We start from the raw sequence: 16012 nt of genomic DNA, 5'->3' as shown, positions 1-16012 counted from the left end.
CGGTACAGCGTACCGCAGTGCGGCAAATGGCTCCAATCCTGCCTGCCGGACGCCGGCGCCGCGGCGCTCGGGGAGGCGTCTCAGCGCGGACGCGACAGCGGCAGGGCCGCCGCCAGCCAGACCAGCCAGCAGGCGAACGCGAGCCGTTGTGCCATCGGCGCCGGCAGTGTGCCCTGCAGGGCGAACGCCGCCAGCGCGGCCAGCACGCCGCAGCCCAGGGCCACTGCGCCCGAGGCCCGGCCATGCGCCTGGCGCAGATGGGACACGCCCAGCAGCACGGTGCCGGCGACGAAACCCAGCACCCAGATCATCCAGGCGCTGGCATGCAGCTGGCTGGCGGGCCCATGCAGGTCATCCACGTCCAGTGGCAGCAGCCCCATCGCGGCAAAGGCCAGACCGGCCAGCAGCAGCATCTGGCTGCCGACCCGTGGCGCCCAGCCAGCAGTGGCCGGCAGACTGCGGCGCAGGCGTTCAGCCACCGCCACCGCCAGCACGCCGGGCAGCACGAAACCCAGCAGATTGAAGGCCAGCGCATGCGGTACACCGCGCGCACCCAGCAGCGCCACCGGGTGGCGAGCCTGGGCATAGCCGTCCAGGCCGGCACCGAAGCCGGCCACGGCCAGGACGAATACGACTGCCGCAAGCAGCCCCAACCAACGATCAAGCCGGACCACGGACATTGCGCGCAATCACCCGGAAAGGAATGGACCACGGCATTGTCGCGGCAGCGGCGCGATGCGCCAAGCGCGGCGCATTTCAGAGCACTTCAATATCCGCCTGCTGCGCCTACCGTGATGCTCGAGGCATGGCAGTTCCGCCCTGTCGCAAGCGCGCCTCCCCATCGAAGCCTGTCGCCTCCGGCTAGTGGGTGATCCACACGCTGCACTGCGCCCCTGCCGGCCCGCCAGCACCACTCGAGGGCGTACTCCGTGATGGCAGGGTTGAGACCGACATCGATCGTCACCATAGAATCGGTCTCCAGATGCCAAGCGATGCCTCCCCCATGACCGAGACGACCTACGTATTCGACGCCACCACTGCGACCTTCGAGGCCGAAGTCCTGCAGAAGTCGCTGCAGACGCCGGTGCTGGTCGACTTCTGGGCCACCTGGTGCGGGCCGTGCAAGACCCTGGGCCCGATGCTGGAAAAGCTGGCTGCCGAGTACAACGGCGCTTTCGAGCTGGCCAAGGTCGATGTCGACAAGGAACAGCAGATCGCGGCGGCCTTCCAGATCCGCTCGGTGCCCACCGTGTTCCTGGTCAAGGGCGGCCAGCTGGTGGACGGCTTCCCCGGCGCCATTCCGGAAGGCCAGCTGCGTGAATTCCTGGCCCAGCACGGCATCGTGCCGGCCGATGTCGGCGATGCCGCCCCTGAAGATGACGCCCCGCTGGACCCGCAGGCGCAGGTCGACGTACTGCGCGCGCAGATCGCCGCCGAGCCGGACAAGGATGAGCTGAAGCTCGACCTGGCCCTGGCCCTGCTGCAGATCGGCGGCGTGGACGAGGCCGGTACCCTGATCGACGGCCTGCCGGCCAATCTGGCCACCGACGACCGCGCCGTGCGCGCCCGTGCCCGCCTGGCCTTCGCCGCTGCGCTGAAGGATGCCCCGGCGGCCGAGGTGCTGGAGGCCCGCATCGCCGCTGATGGCAAGGATCTCAAGGCCCGCCACCTGCGCGGCGTGCAGCTGCTGCTGGGCGGGCATGACGAGGCCGCCCTGGCGCAGTTCCTGGAAATGCTGCGGATCGACCGTGGATTCGAGGAGGGCCTGCCACGCAAAGCCTTGATCGACGCCTTCAATGTGATCTCCGACGAGGACCTTGTGGGCCAGTACCGCCGCAGGATGGCGTCGCTGCTGTTCTGAACGGAAGCCCGCTCCGTTCAGAATCCCTGCACTGAACGCGGGCAATAATGCGCGCGCTGGCGGCCTTGCGGTCGCCACGATCCGTTCGGGGGGATGAGGTCGGGGCCATGGGGTCTTGCAGCTGCACCCCCGCATTGCCGGGATTGCAAACTGTGACCGTCGTCCGCTCTCTGTCGTTCGCCATGCGTTTAACGGGCGCCCTGCTCTGCGCCCTCCTCCTGCCGCCTGCCATCGCCGGCGCCCAGGACTGGAACTACCGGGTCCGGCCCGGCGACACCCTGTGGGACCTGGGTGGGCTGTACCTGAAACCCTCGGTACGCTGGCAGCAGCTGCAGCAGCACAACCGCATCGACAACCCCTACCAGTTGCCGCCGGGCCAGCTGCTGCGCTTCCCGATCAGCTGGCTGCGCACCGAACCGGCGCCGGCCCGGGTGCTGTCGGTGCGCGGCAAGGTCGAGCTGTCCGGTGCCGATGGCACGGCGACCCGTGCGCTCCAGGCCGGCGAGCAGCTGCATATCGGTGACACCGTGGAAACCGAGGGCGATTCCAGCATCACGCTGGAATTCGCCGATGCCTCGCGCCTGCAGCTGCGCGAATACTCGCGCCTGCGCCTGGACCAGCTCAGCCGCTATGGCCACACCGGCATGGTCGACACCCGCCTGCGCCTGCAGCAGGGGCGCGCCAGCAACCGGGTGACGCCGGCGCGCGGCCCGGCCTCGCGCTACATCATCGATGCACCCACCGCGACCAGCAGCGTGCGCGGCACGGTGTTCCGGGTCAGCGCCGGGGATACCGGGCACGTCGGCGCCACCGAGGTCCTGCAGGGCAAGGTGCAGGTCGGCAACCCCCATGGCCAGCGGCTGGTACGGCCGGGGCAGTCCACCCGCAGCAGCAGCGCCGATGCGGCCCCCGCCGCGGTCTCGGCCCTGCTGCCGGCGCCGGCGCTGCGCAATGACGCGCTGCGCCTGGCGCCGCTGCCGACCCTGCTTGCCTGGGAACCGGTCACTGGCGCCGATCACTACCGGGTGGAAGTGGTGCAGGCGGCAACGCCGGAGATCCTGCTGTTCGCCACCACCACCGCCGACACCCGGTTGGCGATCGGCGACCTGCCGCCCGGCCAGCTGCGCCTCCTGTTGCGCGCGGTCGACGCACAGGGCGTCGAAGGCCTGGATGCGAGCGCCGATTTCGAGCTCAGTGACCAGCCACCGCCGCCGCTGACCGTATCGCCGCTGCATGGGCAGACGATCAACAGCGACCGCCCGCGCTTCCGCTGGAGCCAGGCCCCCGGTGCACGCAGCAGCGTGCTGCAGATCGCCGCCGAACCCAGCTTCCGGCAGCCACTGCAGGAGCAGGCTACCCATGCGACCGACCTGCGCCTGGCGCAACCGCTGCCGCCCGGACAGTACTACTGGCGCGTGGCCTCGCGCGATGCCGAAGGCCACCAGGGCCGCTATGGCCAGGCGCTGCCGCTGCAGCTGAGCAACGAGCCGGTGGACCCGGCACTGCAACCGCCCGAGGCCGCGCACGGCGAGCTCACCCTGCGCTGGCAGGCCGGCAGCGAAGGACAGCGCTACCGGGTGCAGGTGGATCGCCGCGGTGACTTCAAGGCCCCATTGATCGATGAAACCGTGGCCCAGCCGCAGGTGAGCTTCAAGCGCCCGTGGAGCGGCACGCTGCACGTGCGCGTGCAGTACATCGACGATGACGGCCACGCCGGCGAGTTCTCCCCTGCCCAGCAGATCCCGTTGCCATGCCGCCTGTGCTACGGCGCCGGTGGCGGTGCACTGCTGCTCTGGTTGTTGTTGTGAGGCGCTCGCCGCTGCCATGGTCGAAGCGGATCCTGCTGGCCCTGCTGGCCGGCGTGCTGACCATCGTGGCCAGCCAGGGCCAATGGCTGTGGCGGCAGGACGAGGCGGCCTATGACGCACTGGTCGGCAACTGGGACTACCGCCCCGACCCCAGCGTGCTGATCGTGGCCATCGACGAAGGCAGCCTGCAGCGTATCGGCCAGTGGCCCTGGCCGCGCTCGGTGCATGCCCGCCTGCTGGACCGCCTGACCGATGCCGGCGCCGAACGCGTTGCGCTGGACCTGATGCTGTCCGAACCCGACCGTCGCGACAGCCGCCAGGATGATGAGCTGGCGGCCGCGATCCGACGCAACGGCCGGGTGGTGCTGCCGGTGCTGGCGGCACCGGCGGCCGGCGACCGCATGGCCGAGGAAATGCTGCCGATCCCGCAGATCGCCGCCAGTGCTGCCGCGATCGGCCACACCGATGTCGAGGTGGATGGGGACGGCGTCGCCCGCGGCGTCTATCTGCACGCCGGTATCGGACGGCCGCACTGGCCGGCACTGGGCCTGGCACTGGCCGACCTGCCGGCGGGTGCGGTACGCGGCCTGCCCGACCCCGACCCGGCGCTGGGCTCGCCCTATCAATGGCGTCGCGATGATTACGTGCGCGTGCGCTACGCCGGCCCGCCCGAGCGGCTGCCGCAGGTGTCCTATGCGGACGTGCTCGATGGGCACGTGGATGGAGCGATGCTGCATGGCCGCCGCATCGTGGTCGGGATGACGGCCAGCGGCATCGCGCCTCGCCTGCTGACCCCGACCACCCGCGAGTTCTGGATGAGCGGCAGCGAGTACCAGGCCAACATCACCTCGATGCTGCTGCAGCACAAGCAGATCGACGTGCTGCCGCACGCCTGGCAGCACGCCATCAGTGGCGTGCTGGTGGCGCTGTGCGTGATCCTGCTCGGCCTGCGCCTGCCGTGGCTGGTCGCGCTGTGTTCGCTGCCGATGCCGCCGCTGCTGAGCTGGCTGCTGCTGCGCACCGGTGACCTGTGGTGGGCACCGGCCAGCGCGATGCTGGGCGTGGTGCTGGCACTGCTGGTCTGGGCGGTGTGGCGGATCTCGGCCTGGCACCGCCTGGCCAACCGCGATGCCCTCACCGGCCTGGGCAACCGCCTGCGCTTCGAGCAGTCACTGCAGCAGGAATGCGACGCCGCGCGGCGCAGTGGCAAGCCATTGAGCCTGGCGCTGATCGACGTCGACCACTTCAAGCGCCACAACGACCGCCATGGCCACCAGGTCGGTGACCGCGTGCTGCGTGATGTCGCCCGCCTGATCGGCGCCCATGCGCGCCGCCCGCGCGACATGGCGGCGCGCTACGGTGGCGACGAATTCGCACTGGTGCTGCCGGATACGCCGGCCGAGGGCGCGCGCCGGGTGATCGAGGACCTGATTGCCTGCGTGCGTGCACTGCCGGCGCCGGGCGATGGCAGCGATGACGGCGTCACGCTCACCATCGGGGTATTCACCCGCGTGCCCGACGGTGACCTGCAACCGCACCATTTCGTGGAAGGCGCCGACACCGCCCTGTACCAGGCCAAGGCCAACGGCCGCGACGGGTTCATGATCGACGGCGGGACGTGACTCCCGGGGTGCAACATACGCATGCGAATGGTTAGACTGGGCACCTCGCCTCGCGCCCCGGACCCGCATGAACGCCCGCCTGTTCCGCTTCGGCATCAACCTCTGGCCGCCGTTCCTGTTCACCGGCATCCACGTCACCCGGATCACGCCCGATTACCGGCAGATCGACGTGGCACTGCGACTGCGGCCGTGGAACCGCAATTACGTGGGCACGCATTTCGGCGGCAGCCTGTTCGCGATGACCGATCCATTCTGGATGCTGGGCCTGCTGCACATCCTCGGCCGTGACTATTACGTTTGGGACCGGGCCGGTGCGATCGATTTCCTCAAGCCTGGCCGGGGCACGGTGCGCACTTCGTTCCGCATCGATGATGCACTGCTGGCCGAACTGCGTGCCGAAGCGGCCGGCGGCGAAAAGGTGCTGCGCTGGTTCAGCAACGATGTCGTCGACGAAAGCGGCGAAGTGGTCGCCCAGGTACGCAAGCAGGTGTACCTGCGGTTGAAGCCGCACGCACGCTGATCCAGCACGCGCGCGCTATCCTCGGCCTCCCTGCCATGGAGGCTCCGATGCGCCCGTATGCGCTTGCCACACTGCTGACCCTGCTGTCCTTCACCACCCACGCCCTCGACCTGCCACCGGTGCAGTATCCGACGCTGCCGGCCCAGGCGGCCAATGCCGCCGGTTTCGTCCCCCAGGGCTGGGCACTTGAATCGAGCGTCGAAGGCGATCTCGACCAGGATGGCCGCGCGGACCTGGTGCTGGTGCTGCGTCAGCAGGCGCCACGCAACGTCATCGAGCACGATGGCTTGGGTCCCTCGCCGTACGACAGCAACCCGCGCATTCTCGCCGTGGCGTGGTCGCGCCCGTCAGGCTACGTGCTGGCGGTGCAGGACCACCAGCTGATACCACGCCCGGACAATCCGGTGATGAGCGACCCGCTCGAAGACGGCGGCGTCAGCATCCAGCGGGGCACCCTGAAGGTCGCACTGTTTTCATTCGCCAGCGCGGGCAGCTGGTCAATGGGCACGACCGCCTTTACCTTCCGTTGGCAGGACGATGCCTTTGCGCTGATCGGCTACGACCAGAATTCGGTGATGCGCAATTCCGGGCAGACCGAGTCGGTGAGCGTGAACTTCTCCACCGGCAGGGTAAAGCGGAGCGAAGGCAGCATCGAGGACGACAAGGACAGCGTGCACTGGGAGGCCCTGCACAGCCGCCGCCGCTGGACGCTGCAGACCATTGGTGATGGCTGGGCATTCGATCCGCTGGCGGGCAGCGACTGAGACGCTGCTCAGTCGCGCGCAGCAGCGGCCGGGGCGTTCTCCATCACCAGCGGCACCGACAGCCATGGGCTCTCGTCGGTGCTGCGCGACGGTGAACGCCGCGGCACCTGCAGACGGCGGCCATCGGCCGACAGCTGCGGTGCCCGCACCGGCGAGCGGAACTGCGCAGGCAGGCGCTGCAGCGCATCCACCGGATCCTGCGCCTGCTGCCGCAGCCAGCGCTGCGCGCCGATCAGCCGCACCATCGCGGCGGCATCCTGGGTCCGTGACGAATAGGCCGGATAGACCGGGCGGGCAATATCGGTCAGCACGCACCCCAGGATGTTCGACAGGCAGCCAAAGTCATGCTGCGGCGGTGCCGGCACCGGCAGCGGGCGATCCGCTTCCAGCGCCGCCATCGCCGCCGCGCCGCAGGCCCAGCCCAGATTGCCCGCCGCGCGCGCCAGGGTGCTGCTGCGATCCAGGACCAGCACCCCGCTGAATTCCTGCGCCGAAGTTTCGATCGCAGCCCGGCTCATCGCGTACTCACCCTGCATCGCACGGCACAGGCTCTGTTCGGCGGCCAGCATCGGCTGCATTGCCTGATCGCATTCCGCTGGCAACGGATGGTCGGCCGGCAGTTCGACCAGCATGTCGGCCAGCAGTTGGGCATTGGCCTGCACCAGGCTGGCACCGATGATGCTCTCCACCAGGTAACTGCCGCCCGTCACCAGCCGCCGGCCCAGCTGAAGCCCCCTGCAACTGCCACGCAGCGCACCGTCGATATCGCCCTGCACATAGGCCAGCGCGCGTGCGCTGGTGGCATCGATCATCAGGCCATAGGTCGGCATCGGCACCAGGATGCCGTCGCCCTTGGGCCGGAATGGCGACACGAAGTGGTCCGCATCGGCCAGCTGGTCCAGGCGCGCATGCAGCTGCTGGTGGCCAGCGTGGGCATCGACGAAGCGCTGCGGGTCGGCGCGCACCTGGCCCAGGCAGTCACTGGCGGTCGGCCCGCAGCTGGCCGCCGGTCGTGATCGCAGCGCGTCATGGTCCTCCGCCAGCTGCGGTCCGGCGCCGCCATTGCCGCGCGGATCGGCCTCCCAACGCTGCACGTCGCGGGCCAGGGCCTGTTCGCGCTGGCGCGCGTCCAGATCGTCGAACGCGAGCGTCCACAGCAGCGCAAAACCGTTGTGGCCGTGGACAGGCAGGCGGGCCTGCAGGCGCTGCTGGGCCTGTAGCCGCGATTCCGGCACCGGCCACATGCGCGAGGCGCACCACACCACGATGGCCAGCACCAGAAGGCCTGCCAGGGTCCAACCCAGTCCGCGCAGAATCTTCAACACAGCTTCCCTTCCATGTGCCGTTGCCGCAGTCGATTGCTCAGCGTAATCGAGCGGCCGTGACCGCTACAATGCGCACATGTCGCTCGAAGCCCCCGCCCTGGTCCCCCGCCCCTCCCTGCAGCGCCTGTTCCTGACCGGCCTGCTGACCCTGCTGCCGATCTGGCTGACCTGGGTCGTGGTCAAGTTCGTGTTCGTGCTGCTGTCGGGCATTTCCAGCCCGTTGGTGGTGCCACTTTCCGAGCAGATCGCGACAAGCTTTCCGCACTACCTCGGCTGGGTCCGGGCCGAGTGGATCCAGAACACCATCGCCCTGCTGGCCACCCTGCTGGTGATCCTGGCGGTGGGCGTGGCCAGCCGCCGCGTGCTGGGCCAGCGCCTGCTGCGCTGGGTCGGCGCGGTCATCAAGCGCATTCCGCTGGCCAGCATCATCTACGACAGCGCCAAGAAGCTGCTGGACATGCTGCAGACCGAACCGGGCAGCACCCAGCGCGTGGTGCTGATCGACTTCCCGCACCGCGACATGAAGTCGGTCGGGCTGGTCACCCGCGTGATCAAGGAACACGGCACCGACCGTGAACTGGCCGCGGTGTACGTGCCAACCACGCCGAACCCGACTTCGGGTTACCTGGAAATCGTGCCGGTGGAACTGCTGACCCCGACCGACTGGACCGTCGACCAGGCCATGAGCTTCATCATTTCCGGCGGCGCCGTCGCGCCGTCCAGCGTTCCGTTCACGCGCGCCGGCGATCGCAGCGAATGACCGCGGCGCCGATCGAGCGCCCGTTGCAGGACCGCGCGGTCCTGCTGTTCATCGTGCTGGCTGCGTTCTTCTGCGGCAATGCGGTGCTGGCCGAACTGATCGGAGTGAAGATCTTCGCGCTGGAAGACACCCTCGGCATCGATCCGCTGAACTGGAACCTGTTCGGCCAGACTGGTTCGCTCAGCTTCACCGCCGGCACCCTGCTATGGCCGGTGGTGTTCATCATGACCGACACCATCAACGAGTTCTTCGGCAAGCGCGGCGTGCGCTTCATCTCGTGGCTGGCCGTGGTCCTGATCGCCTATGGCTTCCTGTTCGCCTTCGCGGCGATCTCGCTGGCGCCGGCCAGCTGGTGGGTCACCTCCATGGACGGGCACGGCGTGCCGGACTACCAGGCCGCATTCGCAGCGGTGTTCGGCCAGGGCATGTGGACCATCGCCGGTTCACTGGTGGCCTTCCTGCTCGGCCAGCTGATCGACGTGGCGGTGTTCCATCGCATCCGCCAGGCCACCGGCGAGCGCCACGTGTGGCTGCGTGCGACCGGGTCCACCGCGATCTCGCAGGTGGTGGACAGCTTCGTGGTGATCTGGATCGCCTTCGTGCTCGGCCCGCAGCACTGGCCGACCTCGCTGTTCCTGGCCGTCAGCAGCGTCAACTACATCTACAAGATGGGCTTTGCAATTGCCCTGATTCCGGTGCTGTACCTGATGCGGCGTGCGATCACCCGCTATCTGGGCGCAGACAGGGCCGCTGCGCTGCGCGCGGCGGCGGCGGCTGACTGAAGCCCCAGCGGCGGCAAGCTGACTGCGCCTTCACGCTGGCCGTACGCGGCCGGATCGTGCAAGCTCCACGGTCTGTGTTCCACGGAAGCTCCTGATGCCGCATCCCACCCGCGCCCTGGCCGCCGCCATCGCCGCGTTGTTCCTGTTCAGTGCCGTGCCGTCGGCCGAAGCAGCGAAAAAGAAGGCCAGCCGCCCTGCCGCCGCGCAGACCCGCCAGGCTGCCAAGCCCAAGGCCAGGCCCGCCCGCGCCACCGCACCGGCGCGTGGCAGCTCGGCACGCCGCGCCGCGCCGCGTCCGGTGGCGCCGGCCCGTGCCGTACCCAAGCAGGTACAGCTGGAGCGCCTGTACGACGAGTACTGGGATGCCTCGATGCGGTTGAACCCGCTGCAGGCCACCTTCCAGGGCGAATCCCGCTACAACGACCAGCTGCCCAACATCCTGTCCGCCGCCTGGCGCCAGCAGTCGCACGACTTCACCACGCAATGGCTGGGCAAGGTCGAGAAGCTCGGCAGTGATGGCCTGCAGGGCCAGGACCTGCTCAGCTACGAGATCTTCGTGCGCGACGCACGCGCCTCGCTGGCCGCCGAGCGCTACCCGAGCTGGATGATGCCGATCAGCCAGTACTACAACATCGGCAGCATCATGGCGATCCTCGGTGCCGGTGCCGGCGCGCAGCCATTCAACACCGTGCAGGACTACGACACCTGGTCGCGCCGTTCGCTGGGCATTCCCGAACTGTTCGACCAGGCCATCGACAACATGCGCCAAGGCATGAAGGCCGGCGTGGTACAGCCGCGCGACCTGATGGAAAAAGTGCTGCCGCAACTGGATGCGGTGATCAAGCCGACCGCCGAAGAGAGCATCTTCTGGTCGCCGATCCGCACCATGCCCAACACCATCCCGGCCGAGGACAAGGCGCGCATCAGCGCCGAGTACAAGCGCATGATCGAACTGCGCATCATGCCGGCCTATCGCGCCCTGCGCGGCTTCATCGCCACCGAATACCTGCCGGCCACGCGCGCCAGCAGCGGCCTGGGCGCACTGCCCGATGGCCAGGCCTGGTACGCCAGCCTGATCGTGCAGACCACCGCCAGCGACCAGACCGCCGCGCAGCTGCACGCGCTGGGCGAACAACGCGTGCAGGAACTGCAGGCGCAGATCGCCACGGTGATGAAGGATGCCAAGCTGCGCGGCACCCCCACCAAGCTGCTGCGCAGCATGCGCAACGACCGCCAGTTCCAGTACGGCGATGCCAATGCGCTGATCAACCGTTACCGCCAGGTGCAGCAGCAGGTCAACGCACGCCTGCCGCAGGTGCTGGATACCTTGCCCAAGGCGCCGCTGGACGTACGCGCGGTGGAACCGGAGCGTGCGCTCACCGCCGCTGCCGCTGCCTACCAGCCGGCACTGCCCGGGCAATCCGCGGTGCTGTACGTGAACACCCGCGACCTGCCCGGCCGCAAGCGCTGGACCGTGCCGGTGCAGTACCTGCATGAAGCGATCCCCGGCCACCACGTGCAGCTGGGCCTGCAACAGGAGCTGGCCAAGCTGCCGCGCTTCCGCCGCCTCGGTGGCGATCTCGCCTTCGTCGAAGGCTGGGGCCTGTACGCCGAAACGCTGGGCGAGGACCTGGGCATCTACACCGATCCCTACGACCGCATCGGCTACCTGTACTCGCGCCTGCTGCGCGCCGCCCGCGTGGTGGCCGATACCGGCGTGAATGCCCAGGGCTGGAGCAAGCAGCAGGCTGTCACCTACCTGCAGAAGACCGTGGACATGAGCAGCGACGATGCCAACGCCGAAGTCGAGCGGGTCATGGCCCAGCCTGGCCAGGCACTGTCGAACGTGGCCGGCCTGACCACCATTGTCGCCCTGCGCGACAAGGCCAGGGCGCGCCAGGGCGCCGCCTTCGACCTGCGCCGCTTCCACGCCGAACTGCTGAAGGACGGCTCGATGCCGCTGGACGTGCTGGACCGCAAGATGGAACGCTGGATGGCCCAGCCGGCCAGCGCCACGCCCGCCCCGTCACCCTGAGCCTTCCGGAGCCGCCATGCGTCCTGCCGTCGCCCTGTTCGCCGCCGTGCTGGGCCTGCTGCCGCTGGCCACCGTTGCCGCACCGGTGCTGGCCCCACCGGATGCGGGCATCGACGGCCTGATGCAGGCCTACGACGGCCAGGTGCCCGGCGCCGCCGTACTGGTGCTGCATGACGGCAAACCGGTATTCCGGCGCGGCTATGGCCTGGCGGTGGTGGAGGACGGCACGGCGGTCACCGCGGCCAGCAACTTCCGGCTGGCCTCGGTCAGCAAGCAGTTCACCGCTGCGGCGGTGTTGCTGCTGGTGGAAGATGGCCGGCTCGGGCTGGACCAACCTGCCCGGCAATGGCTGCCCGAACTGCCCCCGGCTGCGGCCGCCATCACCATCCGCCAGCTGCTCTCGCATACCGGTGGCCTGCCCGACTACGAAGACCTGATGGACCCGGCTGATGCTCGGCAGGTGCATGACGCCGATGTGCTGACCCTGCTGTCGCGCCAGGACCGGCTGAACTTCGCGCCCGGCACGCAGTACCACTACAGCAACAGCGGCTATGCGCTGCTGGCACTGATCGTCGGCCGCGCCTCCGGCCAGGATTTCGCAGCCTTCCTGCAACAGCGCATCTTCCGCCCGCTGGGCATGGCCCACACCGTGGCCCATCAGGACGGCATCGATACCATCGCCGCACGCGCCTATGGCTACAGCTGGATCGATGGCCGTTGGCGGCGCACCGACCAGAGCACCACCAGCGCCGTGCTCGGCGATGGCGGCATCTATTCCTCGCTGGACGACCTGGCCCGCTGGGATGCGGCGCTGTACGACGACCGCCTGCTGTCGAAGGCCTCGCGCCGCGCGATGTTCAGCCCCGCCACATCGACGCCCGAACCGGATGTACCGCACTACGGGTTCGGCTGGCGGCTGAATGGCCCCGTGCAATGGCACAGCGGCGAGAGCATCGGCTTCCGCAACGTGATCGTGCGCCACCCGGAAAAACACCTGACCGTGATCGTTCTGACCAACCGCAACGACCCCGAACCCTATCCGCTGGCGCTGAAGATCGCCCAGCGCTGGCTGGACACCCTGCAATGACCGCCGATTCCGGTGCCCTGCTGGGCATCCACCACGCCGCACTGATCTGCAGCGACTACGCACGTTCAAAAGACTTCTACGTGCGCATCCTCGGCCTGCGCGTGCTGGCCGAGAACCACCGCGCCGCGCGCGATTCCTGGAAGCTGGACCTGGCCCTGCCCGACGGCGGCCAGCTGGAACTGTTCTCCTTCCCCTCGCCGCCGCCCCGTCCCAGCCGCCCGGAAGCCCAGGGCCTGCGCCACCTCGCGTTCCGCGTGGCCACGCTGGAACCCTTCATCCAGCGCCTGTCAGCGCACGGCGTAGTGTGCGAACCGATCCGCGTGGACGAGTACACCGGCCGCCGCTTCACCTTCTTCGCCGACCCCGACGACCTGCCGCTGGAGCTGTACGAAGCCGGTTGACGTCCCCGGGGGTCAGATCCCTTTTCCGACGGAAAAGGGATCTGACCCCATCGCCGCCACCGGAAACGTCATCCACGCATGGCATGGATCTGTGTCGACCAAGGTCGACACCCACCAACCGCACCAGCACCGGCAGATCGCCGGAAACTGTCGAAGGAGGGGCATTGTGGGTTTGCGGGGTGTGAGCCGCATGGATGCGGCGACCAAGCCCCCAGGGACGGGTTTACGGCGGCCCCGCAAACCCACAGTGCCCCGCCATCCCTCAGCAAGTCCGCTTTTGCTGTTGCTCCGGCTGTTGCGGCTGCCTCCGCAGGTGCAGGGCGCAGCCCTGCAAAGCCCCCCTTCCCCATACCCCGCCGAATGGGTATACAGTCGACCCATGCCGGCACCGTGCCGGAATGAACCCTGGGAGGGGACCATGCGCAACACCTTCAAGACCCTGCTGCTGGCACTGCCGCTGTGCCTGGCCGCCCTGTCGGCCCAGGCCGCCGACGGCGCCGCCGGCCGCTGGAAGACCATCGACGACAAGACCGGCAAGGTGAAGTCGATCGTCGAGATCAGCCAAGCCGCCAACGGCACCCTGACCGGCAAGGTGGTCGACATCCTGCACTCGGACAAGGGCCCGAACCCGGTCTGCGATGGATGTGAAGGCGCCAACAGGAACAAGCCGGTGAAGGGCATGACCATCCTCTGGAACCTGAAGGCCGATGGCGCCAACAAGTGGTCCGGCGGCACCATCCTCGACCCGGCCAACGGCAAGACCTACAAGTCGAAGATGGAGCTGCAGCCGGGTGGCACCAGGCTGGACGTGTCCGGCTGCATCGCCTTCATCTGCCGCGCGCAGACCTGGCAGCGCGAGTAAGCGCCCCGGCCCCCGCTTCATCCCCGTGACCCGGCCCCGGCCGGGTCACGTCGTTGCGGGCATGCGATACTCTGCGGTTCCCCTCGGCTTCACCCCGCGACCATGACCCGTACCGCGCTCGTCACCACCGCCCTGCCCTACGCCAACGGCCCGCTGCATCTGGGCCACCTGGTCGGCTACATCCAGGCCGACATCTGGGTGCGTGCGCGGCGAATGAGCGGCGGCAAGGCCTGGTTCGTCTGCGCCGACGACACCCACGGCACGCCGATCATGCTGGCCGCGGAAAAGGCCGGGGTCACCCCGGAAACCTTCATCGCCAACATCCAGGCCAGCCACGAACGTGACTTCGCCGCCTTCGGCGTGGCCTTCGACCACTACGACTCGACCAACTCGGCGGCCAACAAGGCACTGACCGAGCAGTTCTACCTGAAGCTGGAAGCGGCCGGCCACATCAGCCGCCGTTCGGTCGCCCAGTTCTACGACCCGGCCAAGGGCATGTTCCTGCCCGACCGCTACGTCAAGGGCATCTGCCCGAACTGCGGCAGCCCCGACCAGTACGGCGACAACTGCGAAGTCTGCGGCGCGACCTATGCACCGACCGACCTGAAGGAGCCGCGTTCGGTCATCTCCGGCGCCACGCCGGAAATGCGCGATTCGGAGCACTTCTTCTTCGAGGTGGGCCACTTCGATGCATTCCTGCGCGAATGGCTGGCCGGCGATGTCGCCCTGCCGGGCGTGAAGGCCAAGCTGGGTGAGTGGCTCAACGCCGAAGGTGGCCTGCGCGCGTGGGACATCTCGCGCGATGCGCCGTACTTCGGTTTCCAGATTCCCGGCCAGCCGGGCAAGTACTTCTATGTCTGGCTGGATGCGCCGATCGGCTACCTGTCCAGCTTCCAGACCCTGTGCGGCAAGCTCGGCGAAGACTTCGAAGCGCACCTGCGCGCCGGCACCGCCACCGAACTGCACCACTTCATCGGCAAGGACATCGTCAACTTCCACGGCCTGTTCTGGCCGGCGGTGCTGCACGGTACCGGCCACCGCGCGCCGACCCGCCTGCACGTCAACGGCTACCTGACCGTGGACGGTGCCAAGATGAGCAAATCGCGCGGCACCTTCGTGATGGCGCGTACCTTCCTCGATGCCGGCCTGGAGCCGGAAGCGCTGCGCTACTACTACGCCGCCAAGTCCGGCGGTGGCGTCGACGATCTTGACCTGAACCTGGGTGATTTCATCGCCCGCGTCAACGCCGACCTGGTCGGCAAGTTCGTCAACCTGGCCAGCCGCTGCGCCGGCTTCATCAGCAAGCGCTTCGACGGCCAGCTGGCCGCGCAGCTGCCCGACGCGGCGCAGTACCAGCGCTTCGTCGACGGCCTGGCGCCGATCCGCGAAGCCTACGAGCGCAACGACCCGGCTGCGGCGATCCGCCTGACCATGACCCTGGCCGACGAAGCCAACCGCTACATCGACGACGTCAAGCCGTGGGTCATCGCCAAGCAGGAAGGCGCCGACGCGCAGCTGCAGGCCGTGTGCAGCCAGGGCCTGAACCTGTTCCGCGTGCTGGTCACCGCACTGAAGCCGGTGCTGCCGGCCACCGCCGCGCAGGCCGAGGCCTTCCTGGCCGCGCCGGTCAATGACTGGACCGAACTGGCACAGCCGCTGCTGGGCCACCGCATCACCGACTACACCCCGCTGTTCACCCGTATCGACCCGAAGAAGATTGACGCCATGATCGACGCCTCCAAGGACACCCTGCAGCCGGCCGCCGCTGCCGCCCCCGCCGCCAGGACCGACGCCGCCAAGCCGGCCACACCGGCCCCGGCCAAGGACGACGCGAAGAGCGCCGATGCTCCGGCCTATATCGGCATCGACGATTTCGCCAAGCTCGACCTGCGCATCGGCAAGGTGCTGGTGTGCGAGTTCGTGGAAGGTTCGGACAAGCTGCTGCGCTTCGAACTGGATGCCGGCGAACTGGGCAAGCGCCAGATCTTCTCCGGCATCCGTGGCAGCTACGGCGAGCCGGAAGCCCTGGTCGGTCGCAGCGTGGTGTTCATCGCCAACCTGGCCCCGCGCAAGATGCGCTTCGGCCTGAGCGAAGGCATGATCCTGTCGGCCGGTTTCGACGGCGGCGCGCTGGCGCTGCTGGACGCCGACAGCGGCGCGCAGCCGGGCATGCCGGTCCGCTGAT

General features: G+C 68.6%; 14 protein-coding genes. 12 read left to right on the top strand and 2 right to left on the bottom strand.

The genetic code is table 11. The features are described 5' to 3' along the window. Positions 1 to 80: 80 nt before the first annotated feature. Positions 81 to 680, bottom strand: a complete 600-nt coding sequence (locus AC5P56_RS05585; RefSeq protein WP_046431876.1) for a DUF998 domain-containing protein — start codon at positions 678 to 680, stop codon at positions 81 to 83. A gap of 323 nt (positions 681 to 1003) precedes the next feature. Between AC5P56_RS05585 and trxA the strand changes: the two genes are divergently transcribed. From trxA to AC5P56_RS05560, 5 genes are all read left to right on the top strand, one after another. Further along, positions 1004 to 1861: a thioredoxin gene (gene trxA / locus AC5P56_RS05580; protein WP_014038035.1), complete on the top strand. Its 858-nt coding sequence runs from the start codon at positions 1004 to 1006 to the stop codon at positions 1859 to 1861. Between the two features lie 107 nt (positions 1862 to 1968). Continuing rightward, on the top strand, positions 1969 to 3669 hold the full coding sequence (locus AC5P56_RS05575) for a FecR family protein (protein ID WP_032961938.1): 1701 nt from the start codon (positions 1969 to 1971) through the stop codon (positions 3667 to 3669). Then, positions 3666 to 5291, top strand: coding sequence for a CHASE2 domain-containing protein (locus AC5P56_RS05570; RefSeq protein WP_069116173.1), 1626 nt, complete (start codon positions 3666 to 3668; stop codon positions 5289 to 5291). The genes AC5P56_RS05575 and AC5P56_RS05570 overlap by 4 nt, the downstream gene beginning before the upstream one ends. Positions 5292 to 5358: 67 nt before the next feature. Then, a complete protein-coding gene (locus AC5P56_RS05565) occupies positions 5359 to 5811 on the top strand; it encodes a DUF4442 domain-containing protein (RefSeq protein WP_014647953.1) in 453 nt (150 codons plus the stop codon). Between the two features lie 47 nt (positions 5812 to 5858). Beyond that, entirely contained in the window at positions 5859 to 6575 is a 717-nt protein-coding gene (locus AC5P56_RS05560; RefSeq protein ID WP_126411233.1) for a hypothetical protein, read from the top strand. 8 nt (positions 6576 to 6583) lie between these two features. Here the strand turns inward: AC5P56_RS05560 and AC5P56_RS05555 are convergent, their stop codons facing one another. Next, positions 6584 to 7900 carry a hypothetical protein gene (locus tag AC5P56_RS05555; RefSeq protein WP_126411234.1) on the bottom strand — a complete coding sequence of 439 codons (1317 nt, stop codon included), beginning with the start codon at positions 7898 to 7900 and terminating at the stop codon, positions 6584 to 6586. A gap of 76 nt (positions 7901 to 7976) precedes the next feature. Between AC5P56_RS05555 and AC5P56_RS05550 the strand changes: the two genes are divergently transcribed. From AC5P56_RS05550 to metG, 7 genes are all read left to right on the top strand, one after another. Next, positions 7977 to 8660, top strand: coding sequence for a DUF502 domain-containing protein (locus AC5P56_RS05550; protein ID WP_014647956.1), 684 nt, complete (start codon positions 7977 to 7979; stop codon positions 8658 to 8660). Next, a complete protein-coding gene (locus AC5P56_RS05545) occupies positions 8657 to 9442 on the top strand; it encodes a queuosine precursor transporter (protein ID WP_126411235.1) in 786 nt (261 codons plus the stop codon). Before AC5P56_RS05550 ends, AC5P56_RS05545 begins: the two co-directional genes overlap by 4 nt. Positions 9443 to 9536: 94 nt before the next feature. Continuing rightward, positions 9537 to 11477 carry a DUF885 domain-containing protein gene (locus tag AC5P56_RS05540; protein WP_111207089.1) on the top strand — a complete coding sequence of 647 codons (1941 nt, stop codon included), beginning with the start codon at positions 9537 to 9539 and terminating at the stop codon, positions 11475 to 11477. A gap of 16 nt (positions 11478 to 11493) precedes the next feature. Next, complete coding sequence (locus AC5P56_RS05535) at positions 11494 to 12564, top strand: serine hydrolase domain-containing protein (RefSeq protein WP_046431895.1); 1071 nt, start codon at positions 11494 to 11496, stop codon at positions 12562 to 12564. After that, positions 12561 to 12965 (top strand): SMU1112c/YaeR family gloxylase I-like metalloprotein, encoded by a 405-nt coding sequence (gene gloA2 / locus AC5P56_RS05530; protein ID WP_014647959.1) that lies wholly within the window; start codon positions 12561 to 12563, stop codon positions 12963 to 12965. Before AC5P56_RS05535 ends, gloA2 begins: the two co-directional genes overlap by 4 nt. 418 nt (positions 12966 to 13383) lie before the next feature. Further along, complete coding sequence (locus tag AC5P56_RS05525; RefSeq protein ID WP_032958676.1) at positions 13384 to 13827, top strand: DUF2147 domain-containing protein; 444 nt, start codon at positions 13384 to 13386, stop codon at positions 13825 to 13827. A 102-nt stretch (positions 13828 to 13929) separates the two neighbouring features. Beyond that, positions 13930 to 16011, top strand: a complete 2082-nt coding sequence (gene metG / locus AC5P56_RS05520; RefSeq protein ID WP_014647960.1) for a methionine--tRNA ligase — start codon at positions 13930 to 13932, stop codon at positions 16009 to 16011. The last annotated feature ends 1 nt before the right edge of the window (position 16012 follow it).

Source organism: Stenotrophomonas sp. YJH_SMC_131, from assembly GCF_059367975.1.
This window is presented reverse-complemented; position numbering and strand designations above follow the sequence as displayed.